Below are 19,498 nucleotides of genomic sequence, written 5' to 3'. Positions count from 1 at the left end.
ACCGTGGGCGATGGGCCCCATTCCCAGGAGATACGTGATGTTGCAAGGCAAGGCAGAAGCTGGCATGGCGGTGGCGACCGGCACCCGCGGCCTGAAGCTCGTGATGCTGGTGACGCTGCTCGCCCTGGGCGGCACGGTGGCGCTGTCGGCCTGGGCCCAGCCCGCCGGCTCGCAGGACGCGCCGGCGCGGCATGGCGCACCGCACCATGGCGCGCACGGCCACCACGGCCCGCGCGGTGGCGACTTCGGCTTCGGCGGCCGTGGCCTCTTCCTCGCACCGCCCGAGCACGCCGAGCGCGCCGAGCGCGCCGTCGACCGGTTCCTCAAGGGCGTGGACGCGACGGATGCCCAGCGCTCGCAGATCCAGCAGATCGTGCGCACGGCTGCTGCGGACTTGAAGCCCGTGCATGCCACCGTGCGCGGCCTGCGCGAACAGATGCAGCAGCTCTTCACCGCGCCGGTGGTTGATGCCCGCGCCGTGGAAGCCACGCGCGTGCAGCTCGTGCAGCAGCACGACCAGGCCAGCAAGCGCATCAGCCAGGCCATGCTCGACATCAGTGCCGTGCTGAGCCCCGAGCAGCGCGCCAGGTTGGCTGCGAAGGTGAAGGAGCGCCAGGAGCGCATGAAGGAGCGCCTGCAGAACCGCACCCTCGAGCGTCGCGGCGCCGCCAGCGCCCCTGCGCGATGAATGCCCCCGGCTTGTGGTCTGATTCGGCCTCGGCCCTGCCGCATGAGCCGCGGGGCGTTTCGATGGATGCCGCAGTCATGAGTGCTCGCCTGTTGATGATCGATGACGATGCCCGCCTCTCGGCGATGGTGGGCGACTACCTGGGCAACGCCGGCTACAAGGTCGAGGTGGCGGGCTCGTTGGCCGCCGGCCGCGAGCGGATGGCCGCCGAGTCCTACGACGCCTTGCTGCTCGACCTGATGCTGCCCGACGGCGATGGCCTCGACCTCTGCCGCGAGCTGCGCAGCGACCCCCGCACGCGCAAGCTGCCGCTGCTGATGCTCACCGCCCGCGGCGAGCCGATGGACCGCATCGTCGGCCTGGAGCTCGGTGCCGACGACTACCTGCCCAAGCCCTTCGAGCCGCGCGAGCTGCTGGCCCGCGTGAAGGCGCTGCTGCGCCGGGCCGCGCCCGACGATGCGTCGGACGAGGTGCTGCGCTTCGGCCGGCTCGAGATCGACCTGGGCGCCCGCGTGGCCCGGCTCGACGGCAAGCCCTGCGACCTGACCAGCCACCAGTTCGACCTCCTGGTCGTGCTGGCGCAGAGCCCGGGGCGTGTGCTCTCGCGCGACCAGATCATGGACAGCCTCAAGGGCCACCCGCTCGAAGCCTTCGACCGATCGATCGACGTGCACATCTCGCGCATCCGCGCAGTGATCGAAGACGACCCCAAGGCACCCAAGCGGGTGCTGACGGTGCGGGGCGCCGGGTATGTCTTTGCCAAGAAGCAAGACGCAGGCACCGACGAATGAGAACGCTCACGCTGCGCATCTACCTCACGGTGGTCGCGGTTCTGTTGCTGTTCGCCTTCGGCTCCGGCTGGCTCTTCCAGCGCCAGATGCAGCGCGAACGGCAGCTTGCCGAGTCGGCCGTGTCCGAGCGCATGGGCGCCTGGGGCGACCTGCTGCAGCGTGCCTTGCCGCCCGCCGAGGCGCCGGTGTCCGAGCAGGCCGCGGCCCTTGCGGAATGGTCGCAACGGCTGCGCCTGCCCCTGGCGCTGGACGACCGTGCCGGGGTGCGCATCGCGGCGTCCGAGTCGTTCCAGCGCCGCCAGGCCGACGGCAGCGGGCGCCTGCATGCGGTGCCGCTCGACGATGGGCGCACGCTGTGGGTGTCGCGCCTGGGGGCGGGCGCCCGCCTGCGGGCGATGACCGGGCAAGGCGGAGGGGGAGGCGGCCCGCGTGGCGACGGGCCGGTGATCCGCTCACTGCCGCCGCCCTTGTTGCCGTTCATGCCGCCGGCCTGGCAGGGCTTCGGGCCGGTGGTGCTGCTGGTGTTGCTCTTCGTGGCCGTGGCCGCGGGCGCGTGGCCCGCGGTGCGCCACCTCACGCGGCGTCTGCAGGCCCTGAAGCAGGGCGTGGAGCAGTTCGGCGCCGGTCAGCTTCACCACCGGGTGGAGGTGAGCGGGCGCGACGAGGTGGCCGCGGTGGCGGCGAGCTTCAACCTGGCGGCCGAGCGCATCGAGAACCTCGTGCGCTCGCACCAGTCGCTGCTGGCGAATGCGAGTCATGAGCTGCGCTCGCCGCTCGCGCGCATGAAGATGGCGGTGCAGATGCTGGACGGCGCCTCGCCGCAGCAGTCGCAGCGCCTGAAGCACGAGATCGAGACCAACGTGGCCGAGCTCGACGCGCTGGTCGAGGAGGTGCTGCTCGCGAGCCGCCTGGATGCGGTGCAGCGCGTCGACAAGCGCGACCCGGTGGACCTGCTGGCGCTCGCCGCCGAGGAAGGCTCGCGCGTGGGGGCTGCCGTGGACGGCACCTCCGCCACCGTGGCCGGCGACGAGCGCCTGCTGCGCCGCGCGCTGCGCAACCTGCTGGAGAACGCGCGCCGCTATGGTGGTGACGACATCACCGTCAACGTCAGCTCCGGCGGCAACCAGGCGACGGTGCAGGTGTGCGACCGCGGCCCCGGCGTGCCCGAAGCGCAGCGCGAGCGCATCTTCGAGGCGTTCTACCGCCTGCCCGGCCATGCCGAGCAGGCCGGTGGTGTGGGCCTGGGGCTGAGCCTCGTGAAGCAGATCGCGGAGCGGCACGGAGGCAGCGTGCGCTGCACGGGCCGCGACGGCGGGGGCAGCTGCTTCGAGCTGGTGTTTCCGAGGGCCTGACGGAGCCCCCATCGCTGGCGCCGGACTATCGCCTGCCTTTGTGTCGCAGCACCCAGGCCATCAGCGTGACCAAGCCACCACCTGACAGCACCAGCCCGGTGACCGACGCGGCCCAGAAGCCTTGTGCCCCGGTCAGCGACGGGGGCGTGAGGCCGGTGAGGTTGAACGCGAGCACGTAGCCGCCGCCCAGCCCGACGCCCCATAGCGCCACCGCGTAGATGACCATCGGCGCTGTCGCCACGCGGTAGGCACGCATGACGAACGACGCGACCGTCTGCGTGGCATCGGCCACGTGGAAGATCGCCACGTAGGCGAGCAGCGGCATCGCTGCGGCCACGATCACCGCGTTGTTGGTGTAGGCCTGCAGCACCGGCTCGCGCAGCAGGTAGACCGTGGTGCCGAGCACGGTGGCGACGATCGCACCGATCTGCAGCCCATGCCAGCCGAGGCGCCGTGCATCCGCATGCCGCTCGGCCCCGATGCTCTGCGCGACGAGCGTGCTGGTGGCATTGGCAATGCCCAGCGGCATCATGAACATCAACGACACCAGGTTGGCTGCGAGCTGGTGGCCTGCAACCTCGGTGGTGCCGATGCGCGAGATGAAGATCGCCATGAAGGTGAAGCCGGTCACCTCGATCAGGATCGACAGGCCCATCGGAATGCCCAGGCGCAAGAGCTCCCTGAGGCTTGCCCAATGCGGCGCGTTGAGCCGCGTGACGTGCAGGCCGAAGGGTGCGTAGAACGGGTCGCGCCGCAGCACCCACCAGGCGATGGCAAGCTGCGCCCACATCGCGATCGCGCTCGCGAGCCCGCAGCCGGCCGCGCCCATCGACGGGATGTGCAGCGCCGGCAGCCCGTAGATGAAGAGGGCATTGAGCGGCAACTTGAGCGCCAGTGCCCCGAGCTGCAGCGCCATCACCACCTTGGGCCTCGAGACGGCCGTGTTGAAGCCGCGGAAGGCCTGGAAGACCAGCGAGGGCGGCAGCGCGAGCGCGAGGTAGCCAAGGTAGGCCTGCACCTTCTCGGCCACTTCGGGCCTGGCCTGCGCGGCGTAGAGGAAGGGGGCCGGCATCAGCAGCAGCGCGCTGCCGAGCACCGAAAGGCCGAGCGCCACCCACACGGCCTGGTGCAGCTGCGCGCCGGCGTCTTCCATCTTCTTCGCGCCGAAGAGCTGCCCGGCGATCGGGCCGATGGCGAGCACCATGCCCATGAAGCCGACGAAGACCGTGATGTAGGCCGCGGCGCCCACCGCGAGCGCGGCGAGGTCAAGGGCCGAATAGCGCGCCACCATCACCGTGTCGACGGTGCTGAAGGCGAGCACCGCCACCTGCCCGACGAACACCGGCCAGGCCAGCGGCACGATCCGGCGTGCGCTGTCGAGCAGGCCCTGCCCGGCGACCGTCAAGCGGCGCCCTCGGCGGCCGTGTTCTGCGGCTGCGCGTCGGGTGCGCGTTCGCTGTAGCGGTTGAAGCGCCAGGCGGTGCCTTCGAAGGTGATGCGGCGCCAGGTCTGGCGCTTCTCCGACGGGGTCATCACCGTCCAGTTCTGCACCTCGTCGAAGGTGCGGCCGCAGCCCTTGCAGACGTCGTCGCCCTGGCTCGTGGAGCAGATGGCGATGCAGGGGGCGTCGGGCGTGCTCGCGTACCAGGCGAGCCAGGCGTCGCGCGCCTTGGGCGGCATGGTGTCTTCGTCGCACTCGGGCTCGTGGTAGTACACCATCAGCGCGTACACCTCGGCGAGCGCCAGCACCTCCTTGCAGGCGGTGATGCCGTCGGGCGAGGGCGAGCGCTCGCGCCACCAGTTGATGGCGGACTCGATGTCGGTGATGTGGATGCCGGCCATGCGGGGCGTCGCGGTCAAGCCTTGCTTTCGGCGGCGGCAGCGATGAGAAGCTCCGCGAGCGCGGCTTCGACGCCCGCGCGGTCGACGAACTCGATGGGCGCGTCGTCGAGTGCCTTGCTGCCTTCGGTCTTCAGGCGCTTGACCCACTGGCCGGCTTCGCGGCCGTCGGCGAGGCCGCGGCTCTGCAGCAGCGTGGTGCCGTTGGCGGCGGTGAGCTTGAAGTAGAAGCGGCCGTCGTTTTCGCGGTATTGCTTGAAGAGGGGCAGGGCGGCGGCCTTGCTCGCGGCGGTCTTCGTCGCCACCGGCCGCGCGACCATCTTGCGCAGGCCGACGGCGGCGCGAAGCTCCTGCATCAGCGGCACGGCGACGGCACGGGCCTTGGCAGCGCCTTCCAGCAGCGCTTCTTCCACGCGCTCGGGGTGGGCCATGAGGTCGTCGTAGCGGGCGCGCATCGGGCCGAGGTGCGACTCGATCAGCTCGACGGCGCGCTGCTTGGCGTCGCCCCAGGCGAGGCCAGCGCGCAGGTCGGCGCGCATCCGGGCGCGCTGTTCGGCGTTGGCGAAGGCGTCGTAGATGGTGACGAGCGATGAGCCCTCCGGGTCCTTCGGCTCACCGGGCAGGCGCGAGTCGGTGACGATGCGGGCCACGGCCTCCTTCAGGCCCTTGGGGCCGCCTTCGAAGAGCGGGATGGTGTTGTCGTAGCTCTTGGACATCTTGCGGCCGTCGAGCCCCGGCAGCGTGGCCACTTCTTCCTCGACCTCGGCGCTGGGCAGCACGAAGAGCTCGCGGCCGTTGCCGAAGAGGTGGTTGAAGCGCTGCGCCACGTCGCGCGCCATCTCGATGTGTTGCACCTGGTCGCGGCCGACCGGCACGCGGTGCGCGTTGAAGAGCAGGATGTCGGCGGCCATCAGGATGGGGTAGCTGTACAGGCCCATCGTGATGTTGGCGTCCGGGTCCTCGCCGGCGGCCACGTTGGCATCGAGCGCCGCCTTGTAGGCGTGCGCGCGGTTCATCTGGCCCTTGGAGGTGACGCAGGTGAGCAGCCAGGTGAGCTCGGGCGTCTCGGGGATGTCGCTCTGGCGGTAGAAGGTGACGCGACTCGTGTCGAGCCCGGCGGCGAGCCAAGTCGCGGCGATCTCGAGGCGCGAGCGCTCGATGCGCGCGGGGTCGTCGCACTTGATGAGCGCGTGGTAATCGGCGAGGAAGAAGAAGCTCTCGACCCCCGGCGCCTGGCTCGCGCGGATGGCGGGGCGGATGGCGCCGACGTAGTTGCCGAGGTGGGGCGTGCCGGTGGTGGTGATGCCGGTCAGGACGCGTTCAGTCATAGAGGCTCTCGAAGGGGGCACCGATTATCGAGCAACGCCCGAGGAGCCGGCTTTGCCGGGCCTCTGGGCGGCGCCCCTTGGGGGCAGGAGCGAGAGCGACTGGGGGCTGTCATCTACACTGCCGGCCCCTATGAAAAACATCGTGATCCTGATCTCCGGCCGGGGCTCCAACATGGAGGCAATCGTTCAGGCGTGTGCCACGGAAGGCTGGTCCGCGCGCATTGCAGCGGTTGTGAGCAACCGGCCTGATGCGGCGGGGCTGCGCTTCGCACAGGCACGCGGGATCGCGACGGCGGTGGTCGATCACAAGGGGTTTGCCGACCGCGAAACCTTCGACGCCGAGCTCGCGCGGGTGGTGAACGGCTTCGCGCCCGACGTGGTGGTGCTCGCGGGCTTCATGCGCATCCTCACGCTTGGCTTCGTGAAGCAGTTCGAGGGCCGCATGCTCAACGTGCACCCGTCGCTGCTGCCGGCGTTCCCCGGGCTCGGCACGCACCAGCGCGCCATCGAGGCCGGCTGCAAGGTGGCGGGTGCGACGGTGCACTTCGTGACGCCCGAGCTGGACCACGGGCCCATCATTGCCCAGGCCGCCGTGGCGGTGCTGCCGGGGGACACCGAAGAGACGCTGGCCGCGCGCGTGCTGTCGCGCGAACACCTGCTCTATCCGAAGGCGGTGCGCTGGCTCGTCGATGGGCTGCTGCGCGTGGAGAACGGCGTCGTCACGCAGAGCAAGGGCGAGCCGCAGCTGCTCTAGCCGATGCGCGTGAAGCGCGGGCGGCGCGCGCCGTCGATCTCGACGTCTTCGAAGAACATCGCGTGCGGCCGCACCCACAGGCCGCTGGCGTTGTAGAGCGGGCGGTAGAGGACGAGCGGCTCCAGCGTCTCGCTGTGGCGCGCAACGCCGAGCACTTCGTATTCGTGGCCCTTGTAGTGGCGGTAGCGGCCCAAGGGCGTGTCGGGCAGGGGCTGAAGGTTGTCGTCGCTCATGAGGCGGCAAGGATAATCGCGGGATGCACCCCAACGCCTTGCTCGAACTCGCCACCGATCTGCTGCACAAGGTCCTGCAGTTCGACTCACCGGCAGACCGTGTGGTCTCCGATTTCTTCCGCGCCAACCGCGCGCTTGGCCAGCGCGAGCGCCACACCCTTGCCGAGACCACCTACACCGTGCTGCGCGAGCGCCTGCTGTACCAGCACCTCGCGCAATCGGGCAAGGGCGAGATGGAGCGCCGGCTGGCGGTGCTCGCCTGGCAGGGCAACGAAGGCTTCCTGCGTGCGGCACTGAGCGAGCCCGAGCAGCAATGGCTGGCCCAGGTGCAGGCGGTCGACCGCAGCGCTTTGAGCGAGAAACTGCGCCACAACCTGCCCGAGTGGCTGGCCGACATGCTGAAGGCGCAACTCGGCGACGAGTTCTGGCCGCTGGTGGAAAGCCTCAACGTCAGCGCGCCGCTCGACTTGCGCGTCAACACCTTCAAGGCCAAGCGCGAAGAGGTGGCCCAGGCCCTCGCCGACGCCCGCATCGATGCCCAGCCCACGCCGTATTCGCCCTGGGGCCTGCGGGTGCAAGGCAAGCCGGCGCTGAACAAGCTCGACGTTTTCACCCGTGGCGACGTGGAAGTGCAGGACGAGGGCAGCCAGCTGCTGTCGCTGCTCACCGACCCGAAGCGCGGCGAGATGGTGGTCGACTTCTGCGCCGGAGCCGGGGGCAAGACGCTCGCGCTTGGCGCGGCGATGCGCAACACCGGCCGGCTCTACGCCTTCGACACCTCCGGCCATCGCCTTGCGGCGCTCAAGCCGCGCCTGGCCCGCAGCGGGCTGTCCAACGTTTACCCGGCCCAGATCGCCCACGAGCGCGACGAGCGGATCAAGCGGCTGGCCGGCAAGATCGACCGGGTGCTGGTCGATGCCCCTTGCTCCGGGCTGGGCACGCTGCGCCGCAATCCTGACCTGAAATGGCGGCAATCGCCCGAGTCAATTGAGGAATTGCGCGTGAAACAGGCGGCAATCCTGGCGAGCGCGGCCCGCCTGGTGAAGCCGGGCGGACGCCTCGTGTACGCCACCTGCAGCGTGCTGGAGCAGGAGAACGAGGCGATCGTGACGGAATTCACGACAGCGCAGGGCAAGGAGTTCAAACCCCTGCCGGCAGCCGAATTGCTGGAGAAGGCGCACGTGGCCGGTGCCGAGGGGCTCGTCCGCGGGGAGTTCTTGAGGCTCTGGCCACACCGTCACGGAACCGATGGTTTTTTTGCCGCGGCGTGGGAACGTCGCTGATCCTGATGTCTCCAATCCAGGCCTTCAGTTCGGGAAGACGGGTGTGCAAACCACGCAGTTTTCCGGATTCCGGCTGGAGGGCCCCCTCTACAATGGCCCACCCGTTTGGGTGAGTCGCTTTCAAGGTAGCTGATGAACGAAATGATGTCTTTGTGGGATGGTCTGGTCGCCTGGCTGGCCGGTGGTCTGGTGGAAACGTCCTGGTGGCAGATCGTGCTGTACACCCTGGCCACGACGCACATCACCATTGCTGCGGTCACGATCTTCCTGCATCGTTCGCAAGCCCACCGCGCGCTCGACCTGCACGCCATCCCCTCGCATTTCTTCCGCTTCTGGCTGTGGCTGGGCACCGGCATGGTGACCAAGGAATGGGTCGCCATCCACCGCAAGCATCACGCGAAGTGCGAGACGCAGGACGACCCGCACAGCCCGGTCGCCCACGGCATCAAGACCGTGCTGCTGACCGGCAGCGAGCTCTATCGCGCCGAAGCGAAGAACCAGGAAACGCTCGCCAAGTTCGGCCACGGCACGCCCGATGACTGGATGGAGCGCAATGTCTACAGCCGCTTCACCTGGCAGGGCGTGGGCATCATGCTCATCCTCAACCTGATGCTGTTCGGTGCGGTCGGCCTGACTGTCTGGGCCGTGCAGATGCTGTGGATCCCGATCACCGCCGCCGGCATCATCAACGGCCTCGGCCACTGGTGGGGCTACCGCAATTTCGAGGCGCAGGACGCGAGCACCAATGTGTCGCCCTGGGGCATCATCATCGGCGGCGAAGAGCTGCACAACAACCACCACACCTACCCGACCTCGGCCAAGCTGTCGGTCAAGAAGTACGAGTTCGACATCGGCTGGGCGTACATCCGCGGCCTGGAAATGATCGGACTCGCCAAGGTCCGCAAGACGCCGCCGATGCTCAAGCTCGGCAATGTCAAGCCTGTCGCCGACTCCAAGACGCTCGAGGCGCTCATCGCCAACCGCTATGAAGTGATGGCGAAATACGCCCGAAACCTGCGTGTGGCTTGCGCGGGCGAGGTCAAGCGCCTGAAGGCCGAAGGTGCTGCTGGCCACGCCAAGCTGGCCAACATGCGTCTGGCGCGCCGCTGGTTGCACCGCGATGCCGACAAGATCCCGAGCCATGTGAAGGCGGCGGTCGAGAGCGCCCGAGACCAGAGCCCAGCGCTGATCAAGCTGGTGGCCATGCGCGAGGAACTGCGTTCGCTGTGGACCCGCACCAACGTGTCGGCCGAGCAGCTGGTAGCCGACCTGCAAGCCTGGTGCAAGAAGGCGGAAGAGAGCGGTATTGCCGCCCTGCAGGAGTTCGCCCTGAAGCTGCGCGCGGCGCACGCGTGATGCCTGTAGGCTAGAGAAGACGGCGGGCCCGCTTGGCGGGCCCTTCCTTTTTTTGGGGCAACAAAAAACCCGCCGGAGCGGGTTTCTGTTTGAAGCGAGCCTGAATTACTTCAGCTTCGTTTCCTTGTACATCACGTGCTTGCGCGCCTTCGGATCGAACTTCATGATTTCGATCTTCTCGGGCGTGGTCTTCTTGTTCTTGTCGGTCGTGTAGAAGTGACCGGTGCCGGCTGACGATTCCAGCTTGATCTTTTCGCGTCCACCTTTTGCCATGATCGGCTCCTAACTTAGATTTCGCCGCGGGCGCGCAGGTCGGCGACGACTTGCTCGATGCCCACCTTGTCGATCAGGCGCAGGGCCGCATTGGAGATGCGCAGGCGCACCCAGCGGTTTTCGGTCTCGAGCCAGAACCGGCGGTATTGCAGGTTGGGCAGAAACCGGCGCTTGGTCTTATTGTTGGCGTGGGAAACGTTGTTGCCCACCATCGGGCCCTTGCCCGTGACTTGACAGACGCGTGCCATGACGCTTCTCCGTGTGATCTGTTTGACTGGAGCCGAGGCCGTGCAGGAAATGCGCAGCTGGTTTCGGCAAAGACCGCGAGTATAGCCCGCTTTTTTCTGCCTGCCTACCCTGGCGCTCAGCCCCCTGTCAATGCCCCAGGAAACGCTGGGCGTCCAGCGCGGCCATGCAGCCGGTGCCCGCACTGGTGATGGCCTGACGGTAGATGTGGTCCTGGACGTCGCCTGCGGCAAAGACCCCCGGCACGCTGGTCATCGTGGCCATGCCGTTCAGTCCGCTCTGGGTGACGATGTAGCCGTCCTTCATTTCCAGTTGACCCTTGAAGATGTCAGTGTTGGGCTGGTGGCCGATGGCGATGAAGCAGCCCTTGACGTCGATGTCGCTTGTCGTGCCGCCCTGGGTGCTCTTGATGCGCACGCCGGTCACGCCGGACGCATCGCCCAGCACTTCGTCCAGCGTCTGCCACAGGTGCAGTTGCATCTTGCCGGCAGCGACCTTCTCCATCAGCTTGTCGATCAGGATGGCCTCGGCGCGGAACTTGTCGCGCCGGTGAATCAGGTGCACCTTGCTCGCAATGTTGGACAGGTACAGGGCTTCTTCGACGGCCGTGTTGCCGCCGCCCACCACGCACACCTCCTGCCCACGGTAGAAGAAGCCGTCGCAGGTGGCGCAGCCGCTCACACCCCGGCCCATGAAGGCCTCTTCCGAGGGCAGGCCCAGGTACTTGGCCGAGGCGCCCGTGGCGATGATCAGGGCGTCGCAGGTGTAGGTGCCCGAGTCGCCCTTGAGCGTGAACGGGCGCTTGGAGAAGTCGACGGTGTTGATGTGGTCGAACACGATCTGCGTATTGAAACGCTCGGCGTGCTGCAGAAAACGCTGCATCAACTCCGGGCCTTGCACCCCCATCACGTCGGCCGGCCAGTTGTCGACTTCGGTCGTGGTCATGAGTTGCCCGCCTTGAGCGATGCCGGTCACCAGCATGGGCTTGAGGTTGGCGCGTGCGGCATAGATGGCCGCGGTGTAGCCCGCAGGGCCGGAGCCCAGGATCAGGACCTGGGCGTGTTGGGTGTTGTTCTGTGTCATGGCGGATCAGGGAACGGAAACGGCAATAGGGCGCCAGTCTGACATGGGGTTGACGCCGACTGGCATCAATTCATGTAATGGCGACAATTGCGCATATGCTATGAAAACGTTAGTTTTCCACGCTTGAATTCTCGGGCTGCGCATTCCACAACAAGGAGGTTCTCCGATGGCCATGTTGTCCAATCTGGACTTGATCCGACGCGTGCCGCTGTTTTCCCTGCTGACCAACGAGCAGGCCACGGCCATCGCCGACAGCGTGGTGAAGCGCCGTTTCCGTCGCGGCGAGATCATCGTCGAGCATGGCAAGAAGTCGAACGCGCTGTTCATCCTGCTCACCGGCCGCGCCCGCGTGCTGACTTCCGACTCCCGCGGCCGTGAGGTCATCCTCGCGGTGCTGCACCCTGGCAACTACGTCGGCGAGATGAGCCTCATCGACAACGAGCCGCACTCGGCCACCGTGCGTGCCGAGGTGCAGACCGACATGCTCATCCTCGGCCGCGCCGAATTCGCCCGCTGCCTGCCCGAGAACTCGAGCCTCTCCTACGCAATCATGCGCGGCCTGGTCACGCGCTTGCGTAGCGCCGACCGCCAGATCGAATCGCTGGCCCTGCTGGATGTCTATGGCCGCGTAGCCCGATCGCTGCTCGACATGGCCGAAGACGACGGCGACGTGAAGATCATCCGCAACAAGGTGTCGCGGCAAGACATGGCCAAGATCGTCGGCGCCTCGCGCGAGATGGTGAGCCGCGTGATGAAGGACCTGGAAGACCGCGGCATGGTCGAGACCCAGGAAAACGGCTCGGTCATCATCAAGGAACGCCTGACGGGCTGAGCTTCGCTCATGCCCTTCGGCGTGGGGCGATTCGGCAGAGTCGCCACACCGCATCGGCCACAATGGCTGCATGACGTTTCCCCTCGGATCGCTACGCCCTGACGGCGGCTCGGCGGCCTCGGCTGCCGGCACCTACACCCGCGACGGGGCGCCCGCTGCTCCTCCCATCACCCCCGTCGGCCTGCGGGCGCGCTTCGGCGTGCTCGTCGGTGGTGTGCTGTGGTTGCTGGCGCTGATCGCGCTTGCCAGCCACAACCCGGCCGACGCGGCCTTCTCGACGTCCGGCAGCAATGCCGTGCCGCTCAACAAGGTCGGCGCCCTGGGCGCACGCTTCTCCGACATCGCGTTCGTGCTCTTCGGCTACTCGGCCTGGTGGGGCATGTTGATCAGCCTGCGCGCGTGGCTGAGTGCGCTGGCGCGCGTGCTGCGCGGCGGCGAGCCGCTGCAGGGCCAGCGGCCCCAGCCGCCGTTGTGGATGTTCTGGGTCGGGGTGGCGTTGCTGATGAGCGCGAGCTCGGCGCTCGAATGGACGCGCCTCTACCGGTTCGAGGCCTCGGTGGCCGGTGGCAATGCCGGCGGGGTGCTGGGCTATCTGCTCGGGGGCGCCAGCCAGAGCCTGCTGGGATTCGTCGGCTCCGGGGTGCTGTGGATCGCCGTGCTGGTGGCAGGCTTGGCCTTGGCTTTCCGCTTCTCGTGGCTGCGCACGGCCGAGGGCATCGGCCAGTGGATCGATTCGTTGCGCGAGAAACGCGTCGAGCGCATCGAGCGCGCCGAAGACCAGCGCATCGGCGAACGTGCCGTGCGCGAGCGCGAGCATGTGGTCGACGTCGAGCACCAGCTGCACGAAGAGCATGTGCCGATCGTCATCGAGACGCCGGTGATCGAGGTGCCGAAGTCCGAGCGCGTGGTCAAGGAGCGCCAGAAGCCACTCTTCACCGAGCTCGCCGACACCAAGCTGCCGCAGGTCGACCTGCTCGATGCGGCGCCCGGTCGCCAGGAGACGGTGACGCCCGAGACGCTCGAGATGACCTCGCGCCTCATCGAGAAGAAGCTGAAGGACTTCGGCGTCGAGGTGCGTGTGGTCGCCGCCTCCCCTGGCCCGGTCATCACGCGCTACGAGATCGAGCCGGCCACCGGCGTGAAGGGCTCGCAGATCGTCAACCTCGCGAAGGACCTCGCGCGCTCGCTGAGCCTCGTGAGCATCCGCGTCGTCGAGGTGATCCCGGGCAAGAACTACATGGCGCTGGAGCTGCCCAATGCCAAGCGCCAGACCATCCGCCTCTCCGAGATCCTCGGCTCCCAGGTCTACAACGACGCCGCCTCGCAGCTCACCATGGGCCTGGGCAAGGACATCATCGGCGCGCCCGTCGTGGCCGACCTGGCGAAGATGCCGCACTGCCTCGTGGCCGGCACCACCGGCTCGGGCAAGTCGGTCGGCATCAACGCGATGATCCTGTCGCTGCTCTACAAGGCCGAAGCACGCGACGTGCGCCTCATCCTCATCGACCCGAAGATGCTGGAAATGAGCGTGTACGAAGGCATCCCGCACCTGCTGGCGCCTGTGGTCACCGACATGAAGCAGGCCGCCAACGCGCTCAACTGGTGTGTGGGCGAGATGGAGCGCCGCTACAAGCTGATGAGCAAGCTGGGCGTGCGCAACCTCGCCGGCTACAACAAGAAGATCGCCGAAGCCACCGAGCGCGGCGAATCCATGCCGAATCCGTTCAGCCTCACGCCCGAGCAGCCCGAGCCGCTGGAGCGCCTGCCGCACATCGTGGTGGTAATCGACGAGCTGGCCGACCTGATGATGGTGGTCGGCAAGAAGATCGAAGAGCTGATCGCCCGCCTCGCGCAGAAGGCGCGCGCCGCCGGCATCCACTTGATCCTCGCCACGCAGCGCCCGAGCGTCGACGTGATCACCGGCCTCATCAAGGCCAATATTCCCACCCGACTCTCGTTCCAGGTCAGCAGCAAGATCGACAGCCGCACCATCCTCGACCAGATGGGCGCCGAGGCGCTGCTGGGCATGGGCGACATGCTCTACATGGCGTCGGGCACCGGCCTGCCGGTGCGCGTGCACGGCGCTTTCGTGAGCGACGACGAAGTGCACCGCGTGGTCGACTACCTCAAGCAGCAAGGCGAGCCCAACTACATCGAAGGCATTCTCGAAGGCGGCACGCTGGATGGTGAAGGTGACGTGAGCACCGCCGACATGCCGGGCGGTGGCGGCGGCGAGAACGATCCGATGTACGACCAGGCCGTGGCCGTGGTGCTGCAACACCGCCGTGCGTCGATCTCGCTCGTTCAGCGCCATTTGCGCATCGGCTACAACCGTGCAGCCAGACTCCTGGAACAAATGGAGAAATCCGGCCTCGTAAGTGCCATGTCCACCAACGGCAACCGCGACATCATCGTCCCGGCCCGCAGCGAATGAAGAAGATTCTTTTCTCGACCTTGCTGATGTTTGCTGCGGCGGCAGCCAACGCGCAATCCGCGGTCGACACGCTCAAGGACTTCGTGCGCGATGTGAAGACCGGCCGCGCCGAGTTCACGCAGACCGTCACCTCTCCAGATGGCGCGAAGAAGAAGACCTCGAGCGGCAAGTTCGAGTTCTCGCGCCCCAACCGATTCCGCTTCACCTACCTCAAGCCCTTCGAGCAGACCATCGTGGCCGATGGCCAGAAGGTGTGGATCTACGACGCCGACCTGAACCAGGCCAGCTCGCGCAAGTTCAGCCAGGCGCTCGGTGCCACACCCGCCGCGCTGCTGGCCGGTGGCTCGCTGGAAAAAGATTTCGACCTCGCCGCTCAGCCGGCGAAGGATGGGCTGGACTGGGTCGAAGCCACGCCCAAGGCGAAGGACGGCAGCTTCAAGTCCGTGCGCGTCGGGTTCAAGGGCAAGACCTTGAGCGCGATCGAGGTGGTCGACGCGTTCAACCAGCGCTCGCTGCTGCAGTTCAGCCAGTTCGTGGCCAACGAGCCGGTCAAGCCCGAGACCTTCGTCTTCACCGTGCCCAAGGGCGCCGACGTCATCGAGCAGTGAAGCGCAGGGGCAAAGTCCCCGCTGCGACAATCCGCCGATGGAATCGTTGCAGCTGCCCCTGGGAAACGATGAGCCGCAGGCCCCGCTGGCCGAGCGCCTGCGGCCCAAGACGCTGGCCGAAGTGATCGGCCAGCAGCACCTCCTGGGCGAAGGCAAGCCGCTGCGCGTGGCGTTCGAGTCGGGGCGCCTTCACTCGATGATCCTCTGGGGCCCGCCGGGTGTCGGCAAGACGACCCTCGCACGGCTGATGACCGATGGGTTCGATGCCCAGTTCATCCAGATCTCGGCGGTGCTGGGCGGCGTGAAAGACATCCGCGAGGCTGTCGAGCGTGCGCAGGTCGCGCAGGGCACCGGCAAGCGCACGGTGGTGTTCGTCGACGAAGTGCATCGCTTCAACAAGGCCCAGCAGGACGCCTTCCTGCCGCACGTCGAATCGGGCCTCTTCACCTTCATCGGTGCGACGACGGAGAACCCTTCGTTCGAAGTCAACTCGGCCTTGCTCTCGCGCGCGACGGTGCATGTGTTGAAGTCGCTCACCGACGACGACATGACCCAGCTGCTGCAGCGCGCCCGCGAGCTGCTGGCCGCGCCGCCACTGAGCGACGCCGCCCGCGACCGCCTCATCGGCTATGCCGACGGCGACGCACGCCGCCTGCTCAACGCCTACGAGAACCTCGTGCGCATGGCCGACAAGACGGCTGACACCATCGACGAAGCGCAACTCGAACGCTCGCTGGGCGAGCAACTGCGCCGCTATGACAAAGGCGGCGAGCAGTTCTACGACACGATCTCGGCCTTGCACAAGGCCGTGCGTGGCAGCGACCCCGATGCTGCGCTCTACTGGTTCGTGCGCATGCTCGATGGCGGCGTGGATCCCCGCTACGCCTCGCGCCGCCTGGTCCGCATGGCGAGCGAAGACATCGGCCTCGCCGACCCGCGCGCGCTGCGCATGGCGCTCGACGCAGCCGAGACCTACGAGCGCCTGGGCAGCCCCGAGGGCGAGCTGGCGCTCGCACAGGCGGTGGTCTTTCTCGCGATGGCGCCCAAGTCCAACGCGGTCTACACCGCCTACAACACCGTACGGGCCTTCATCGCCAAGGACGGCACCCGTGCGGTGCCGCTGCACCTGCGCAACGCACCGACCAAGCTCATGAAGGATCTCGACTACGGGCGCGACTACCGCTATGCGCACAACGAGCCGGGAGGCTTTGCGGCCGGTGAGAACTACTGGCCCGACAAGCTTGCGCCGCAGCGCTTCTACCAGCCTGTCGACCGCGGCCTGGAGCTCAAAATAAGGGAGCGACTCCAGGAGTTGAGGCGCCTCAACGACGAGGCACGCGAGCGCGCGACAGAGGGAGACAAGCGCAAGAATCGCTGATTGCCGTACGGGGAAACGCGCAGCAGGCGCCGCTCAGATGGCCCCCTAGAATCGCCCCCGTCACAGCCCAGACATCAGACAAAGCCCAGGCGTCCACACGACGGCGGGCTTTTTGCTTACAGGCAGGGGCGGCGTCCACAAGACGATCCGCTTTCGACTTCCCCAGGAGACTCCTTCGATGGATACATTCATCCAGCAGATCATCAATGGTCTGGTGCTCGGCAGCGTGTATGCGCTGGTGGCCCTCGGCTACACGATGGTCTACGGCATCATCAACCTCATCAACTTCGCGCATGGCGAGGTGCTGATGGTGGGCGCGCTCACGAGTTGGACCGTGGCCACCGCGCTCATCGGCATCGGATGGCCAGGCTGGGTGGTGATGCTCATCTCGCTGCTCGCCGCGATCATCGTGTGCTCGGTGCTCAACTTCAGCATCGAGAAGATCGCGTACCGGCCACTGCGCACCGCGCCGCGCCTGGCGCCGCTGATCACCGCGATGGGCATGTCGCTCCTCTTGCAGACGCTCGCGATGATCATCTGGAAGCCGAACCCGAAGCCGTATCCGATCCTCATCTCGGCCGAGCCGTATGAAATCGGCGGCGCCGTGATCAACACCATCCAGATCGTCATCCTCATCACCACGGCGATCACACTCGCCGGCCTGATGTACCTCGTCAACCGCACCAAGCTCGGCCGCGCGATGCGCGCCACCGCCGAGAACCCGAAGGTCGCTGGCCTCATGGGAGTGCGTCCCGACATGGTGATCTCGGCCACCTTCATCATCGGCGCGGCGCTCGCGGCGCTGGCCGGCGTGATGTACGCGGCCAACTACGGCTCAGTGCAGCACTCGATGGGCTTCCTGCCGGGCCTCAAGGCCTTCACCGCCGCGGTGTTCGGCGGCATCGGCAACCTGGCCGGTGCGATGGTGGGCGGCGTGCTGCTCGGCCTGATCGAAGCCATGGGCGCCGGCTACATCGGCGACCTGACCGGCGGCATCCTGGGCAGCCATTACCAGGACATCTTCGCCTTCATCGTGCTCATCCTCGTGCTCACGTTGCGGCCGCAGGGCCTGCTCGGCGAGCGTGTGGCCGACCGGGCTTGAGGAGCGAGCGATGAACCTTCGAGACAACAAGCTCATCACCTTCATCATCGCCGGCGTGCTGCTGGCCATCACCCCGCTGATCGCGCAGCAGTTCGGCAACGCGTGGGTGCGCATCATCGACATCGCGTTGCTCTACGTGCTGCTGGCGCTGGGCCTCAACATCGTGGTGGGCTATGCCGGCCTGCTCGACCTGGGCTACGTGGCCTTCTATGCGGTCGGGGCCTACATGCTGGGGCTGCTGGCCTCGCCGCACCTGTCGCAAACGTTTCCGGGCTTCGCAGCGGCCTTCCCCAACGGGTTGCACACGCCGCTATGGCTGGTGATCCCGCTCGGTGCGCTCTTGGCGGCGGTGTTCGGGGTCGTGCTGGGTGCGCCTACGCTCAAGCTGCGCGGCGACTACCTCGCGATCGTCACGCTCGGCTTCGGCGAGATCATCCGCGTGTTCCTCACCAACCTCGACGCACCGGTCAACATCACCAACGGCCCCAAGGGCCTGAGCCAGATCGACTCGTTCAAGGTGCTGGGCTACGACTTCGGCAAGTCGCACACCCTCTTCGGCATCGAGATCCCCTCGGTCACCGGCTACTACTACCTGTTCCTGGCGCTCGTGATCGTGAGCGTGATCATCTGCCACCGGCTCGAGCAGTCGCGCATCGGCCGGGCGTGGATGGCGATCCGCGAAGACGAGATCGCCGCCAAGGCCATGGGCATCAACACCCGCAACATGAAGCTGCTCGCCTTCGGCATGGGCGCGACCTTCGGCGGTGTGTCGGGTGTGCTGTTCGCGAGCTTCCAGGGCTTCGTGTCGCCTGAGTCGTTCAGCCTGCACGAGTCGGTGATGATCGTCGCGATGGTGGTGCTCGGGGGCATCGGGCACATTCCCGGCGTGATCATCGGCGCGCTGCTGCTGGCCGCGCTCCCAGAGGTCTTGCGCTACGTTGCCCACCCGCTGCAAAGCATGACCGACGGCCGCCTCGACGCTGCGATCCTGCGCCAGCTGCTGATCGCGCTCGCGATGATCGCGATCATGCTGTCGCGGCCGCGTGGGCTGTGGCCGGTGCCCGAGCACGGGCGAATGCGGCCCGGCTCGCCTGACCAGGACCCGGCACCGAAGGGGACCCTGTCATGAGCAGCACGACCAACGCAACCCCGGTGCTCGAAGTCGCCAACGTCTCCAAGCGATTTGGCGGCCTGCAGGCCCTGAGCGACGTGGGCATCCGCATCGAGCCGGGCCAGGTCTATGGCCTGATCGGCCCCAACGGTGCGGGCAAGACCACCTTCTTCAACGTGATCACCGGGCTCTACACGCCCGATTCCGGCAGCTTCAAGCTGGGCGGGCAGCCGTACAAGCCGACCGCCGTGCACGAAGTGGCCAAGGCCGGCATCGCCCGCACCTTCCAGAACATCCGCCTCTTCGCCGACATGACGGCGCTCGAGAACGTGATGGTGGGCCGCCACGTGCGCACCGCCTCGGGCCTGATCGGTGCGGTGTTCCGCACCGGCGGCTTCAAGGCCGAAGAACGCGCCATCGCCACACGCGCGCAGGAGCTGCTCGACTACGTGGGCATCGGCAAGTACGCCGAGTTCAAGGCGCGCACGCTGAGCTACGGCGACCAGCGCCGCCTGGAGATCGCCCGCGCACTTGCCACCGACCCCAAGCTCATCGCGCTCGACGAGCCCGCCGCCGGCATGAACGCCACCGAGAAGGTGGTGCTGCGCGAGCTGATCGACCGCATCCGCAAGGATGGCCGCACCATCCTGCTGATCGAGCACGACGTGAAGCTGGTGATGGGCCTGTGCGACCGCGTGACCGTGCTCGACTACGGCAAGCAGATCGCCGAGGGCTCGCCCGCCGACGTCCAGAGAAACGAAAAGGTGATCGAGGCCTACCTCGGCGCCGGCCACAAGGCGCACTGAC

Annotated in this window: 20 protein-coding genes; 13 read left to right on the top strand and 7 right to left on the bottom strand. The window is 67.3% G+C overall.

What is annotated here, in order from left to right:
• Positions 1-37 precede the first annotated feature (37 nt).
• The 3 genes from JI745_RS08695 (at position 38) to JI745_RS08685 (ending at position 2,831) form a co-directional block, all read left to right on the top strand.
• Positions 38-688 (top strand): Spy/CpxP family protein refolding chaperone, encoded by a 651-nt coding sequence (locus JI745_RS08695; protein ID WP_201805470.1) that lies wholly within the window; start codon positions 38-40, stop codon positions 686-688.
• 77 nt (positions 689-765) lie between these two features.
• Positions 766-1,479, top strand: a complete 714-nt coding sequence (locus JI745_RS08690) for a response regulator (protein WP_201805469.1) — start codon at positions 766-768, stop codon at positions 1,477-1,479.
• A complete protein-coding gene (locus JI745_RS08685; protein WP_201805468.1) occupies positions 1,476-2,831 on the top strand; it encodes a HAMP domain-containing sensor histidine kinase in 1,356 nt (451 codons plus the stop codon). Before JI745_RS08690 ends, JI745_RS08685 begins: the two co-directional genes overlap by 4 nt.
• A gap of 25 nt (positions 2,832-2,856) precedes the next feature.
• Here the strand turns inward: JI745_RS08685 and JI745_RS08680 are convergent, their stop codons facing one another.
• The 3 genes from JI745_RS08680 to JI745_RS08670 are packed head-to-tail and all read right to left on the bottom strand — an operon-like array spanning position 2,857 to position 5,998.
• The gene (locus tag JI745_RS08680; RefSeq protein WP_201805467.1) at positions 2,857-4,236 is read right to left on the bottom strand and encodes an MATE family efflux transporter; all 1,380 of its coding nucleotides are present in this window, start codon (positions 4,234-4,236) and stop codon (positions 2,857-2,859) included.
• On the bottom strand, positions 4,233-4,673 hold the full coding sequence (locus tag JI745_RS08675; protein ID WP_201812435.1) for a DUF3717 domain-containing protein: 441 nt from the start codon (positions 4,671-4,673) through the stop codon (positions 4,233-4,235). The genes JI745_RS08680 and JI745_RS08675 overlap by 4 nt, the downstream gene beginning before the upstream one ends.
• A 14-nt stretch (positions 4,674-4,687) precedes the next feature.
• Positions 4,688-5,998, bottom strand: coding sequence for a tryptophan--tRNA ligase (locus JI745_RS08670; RefSeq protein ID WP_201805466.1), 1,311 nt, complete (start codon positions 5,996-5,998; stop codon positions 4,688-4,690).
• 130 nt (positions 5,999-6,128) lie between these two features.
• Between JI745_RS08670 and purN the strand changes: the two genes are divergently transcribed.
• Positions 6,129-6,752, top strand: a complete 624-nt coding sequence (gene purN, locus JI745_RS08665; RefSeq protein ID WP_201805465.1) for a phosphoribosylglycinamide formyltransferase — start codon at positions 6,129-6,131, stop codon at positions 6,750-6,752.
• Here the strand turns inward: purN and JI745_RS08660 are convergent.
• The gene (locus JI745_RS08660) at positions 6,749-6,985 is read right to left on the bottom strand and encodes a DUF1653 domain-containing protein (RefSeq protein ID WP_201805464.1); all 237 of its coding nucleotides are present in this window, start codon (positions 6,983-6,985) and stop codon (positions 6,749-6,751) included. The genes purN and JI745_RS08660 overlap by 4 nt on opposite strands.
• A gap of 23 nt (positions 6,986-7,008) precedes the next feature.
• Here JI745_RS08660 and JI745_RS08655 point away from each other — a divergent pair, with 23 nt between their 5' ends.
• Positions 7,009-8,268, top strand: a complete 1,260-nt coding sequence (locus JI745_RS08655) for an RsmB/NOP family class I SAM-dependent RNA methyltransferase (protein ID WP_201805463.1) — start codon at positions 7,009-7,011, stop codon at positions 8,266-8,268.
• 144 nt (positions 8,269-8,412) lie between these two features.
• Positions 8,413-9,624, top strand: a complete 1,212-nt coding sequence (locus JI745_RS08650) for a fatty acid desaturase (protein ID WP_404932845.1) — start codon at positions 8,413-8,415, stop codon at positions 9,622-9,624.
• 105 nt (positions 9,625-9,729) lie between these two features.
• Here JI745_RS08650 and rpmG read toward each other — a convergent pair whose 3' ends face one another.
• The 3 genes from rpmG to trxB all read right to left on the bottom strand — a co-directional run bounded on the left by rpmG (position 9,730) and on the right by trxB (position 11,226).
• Entirely contained in the window at positions 9,730-9,897 is a 168-nt protein-coding gene (gene rpmG / locus JI745_RS08645) for a 50S ribosomal protein L33 (protein WP_047498832.1), read from the bottom strand.
• A 14-nt stretch (positions 9,898-9,911) separates the two neighbouring features.
• On the bottom strand, positions 9,912-10,145 hold the full coding sequence (rpmB, locus tag JI745_RS08640; protein WP_201805460.1) for a 50S ribosomal protein L28: 234 nt from the start codon (positions 10,143-10,145) through the stop codon (positions 9,912-9,914).
• Positions 10,146-10,272: 127 nt separating this feature from the next.
• Positions 10,273-11,226, bottom strand: a complete 954-nt coding sequence (gene trxB, locus JI745_RS08635) for a thioredoxin-disulfide reductase (protein ID WP_201805459.1) — start codon at positions 11,224-11,226, stop codon at positions 10,273-10,275.
• A 166-nt stretch (positions 11,227-11,392) separates the two neighbouring features.
• Between trxB and JI745_RS08630 the strand changes: the two genes are divergently transcribed.
• From JI745_RS08630 to JI745_RS08600, 7 genes are all read left to right on the top strand, one after another.
• Positions 11,393-12,058 carry a Crp/Fnr family transcriptional regulator gene (locus JI745_RS08630; RefSeq protein ID WP_201805458.1) on the top strand — a complete coding sequence of 222 codons (666 nt, stop codon included), beginning with the start codon at positions 11,393-11,395 and terminating at the stop codon, positions 12,056-12,058.
• Positions 12,059-12,128: 70 nt separating this feature from the next.
• On the top strand, positions 12,129-14,492 hold the full coding sequence (locus JI745_RS08625) for a DNA translocase FtsK (protein WP_201805457.1): 2,364 nt from the start codon (positions 12,129-12,131) through the stop codon (positions 14,490-14,492).
• Complete coding sequence (lolA, locus tag JI745_RS08620; RefSeq protein ID WP_201805456.1) at positions 14,489-15,100, top strand: outer membrane lipoprotein chaperone LolA; 612 nt, start codon at positions 14,489-14,491, stop codon at positions 15,098-15,100. The genes JI745_RS08625 and lolA overlap by 4 nt, the downstream gene beginning before the upstream one ends.
• 37 nt (positions 15,101-15,137) lie before the next feature.
• On the top strand, positions 15,138-16,478 hold the full coding sequence (locus JI745_RS08615) for a replication-associated recombination protein A (protein WP_201805455.1): 1,341 nt from the start codon (positions 15,138-15,140) through the stop codon (positions 16,476-16,478).
• 178 nt (positions 16,479-16,656) lie between these two features.
• A complete protein-coding gene (locus JI745_RS08610; RefSeq protein ID WP_201805453.1) occupies positions 16,657-17,580 on the top strand; it encodes a branched-chain amino acid ABC transporter permease in 924 nt (307 codons plus the stop codon).
• 10 nt (positions 17,581-17,590) lie between these two features.
• Entirely contained in the window at positions 17,591-18,709 is a 1,119-nt protein-coding gene (locus JI745_RS08605) for a branched-chain amino acid ABC transporter permease (RefSeq protein WP_201805451.1), read from the top strand.
• On the top strand, positions 18,706-19,497 hold the full coding sequence (locus JI745_RS08600) for an ABC transporter ATP-binding protein (protein ID WP_201805448.1): 792 nt from the start codon (positions 18,706-18,708) through the stop codon (positions 19,495-19,497). Before JI745_RS08605 ends, JI745_RS08600 begins: the two co-directional genes overlap by 4 nt.
• Position 19,498: the final 1 nt, after the last annotated feature.

The sequence above is a fragment of the Piscinibacter sp. HJYY11 genome (assembly GCF_016735515.1).
In the GTDB taxonomy this organism is placed as follows: Bacteria; Pseudomonadota; Gammaproteobacteria; order Burkholderiales; family Burkholderiaceae_C; genus Rhizobacter.
This window is presented reverse-complemented; position numbering and strand designations above follow the sequence as displayed.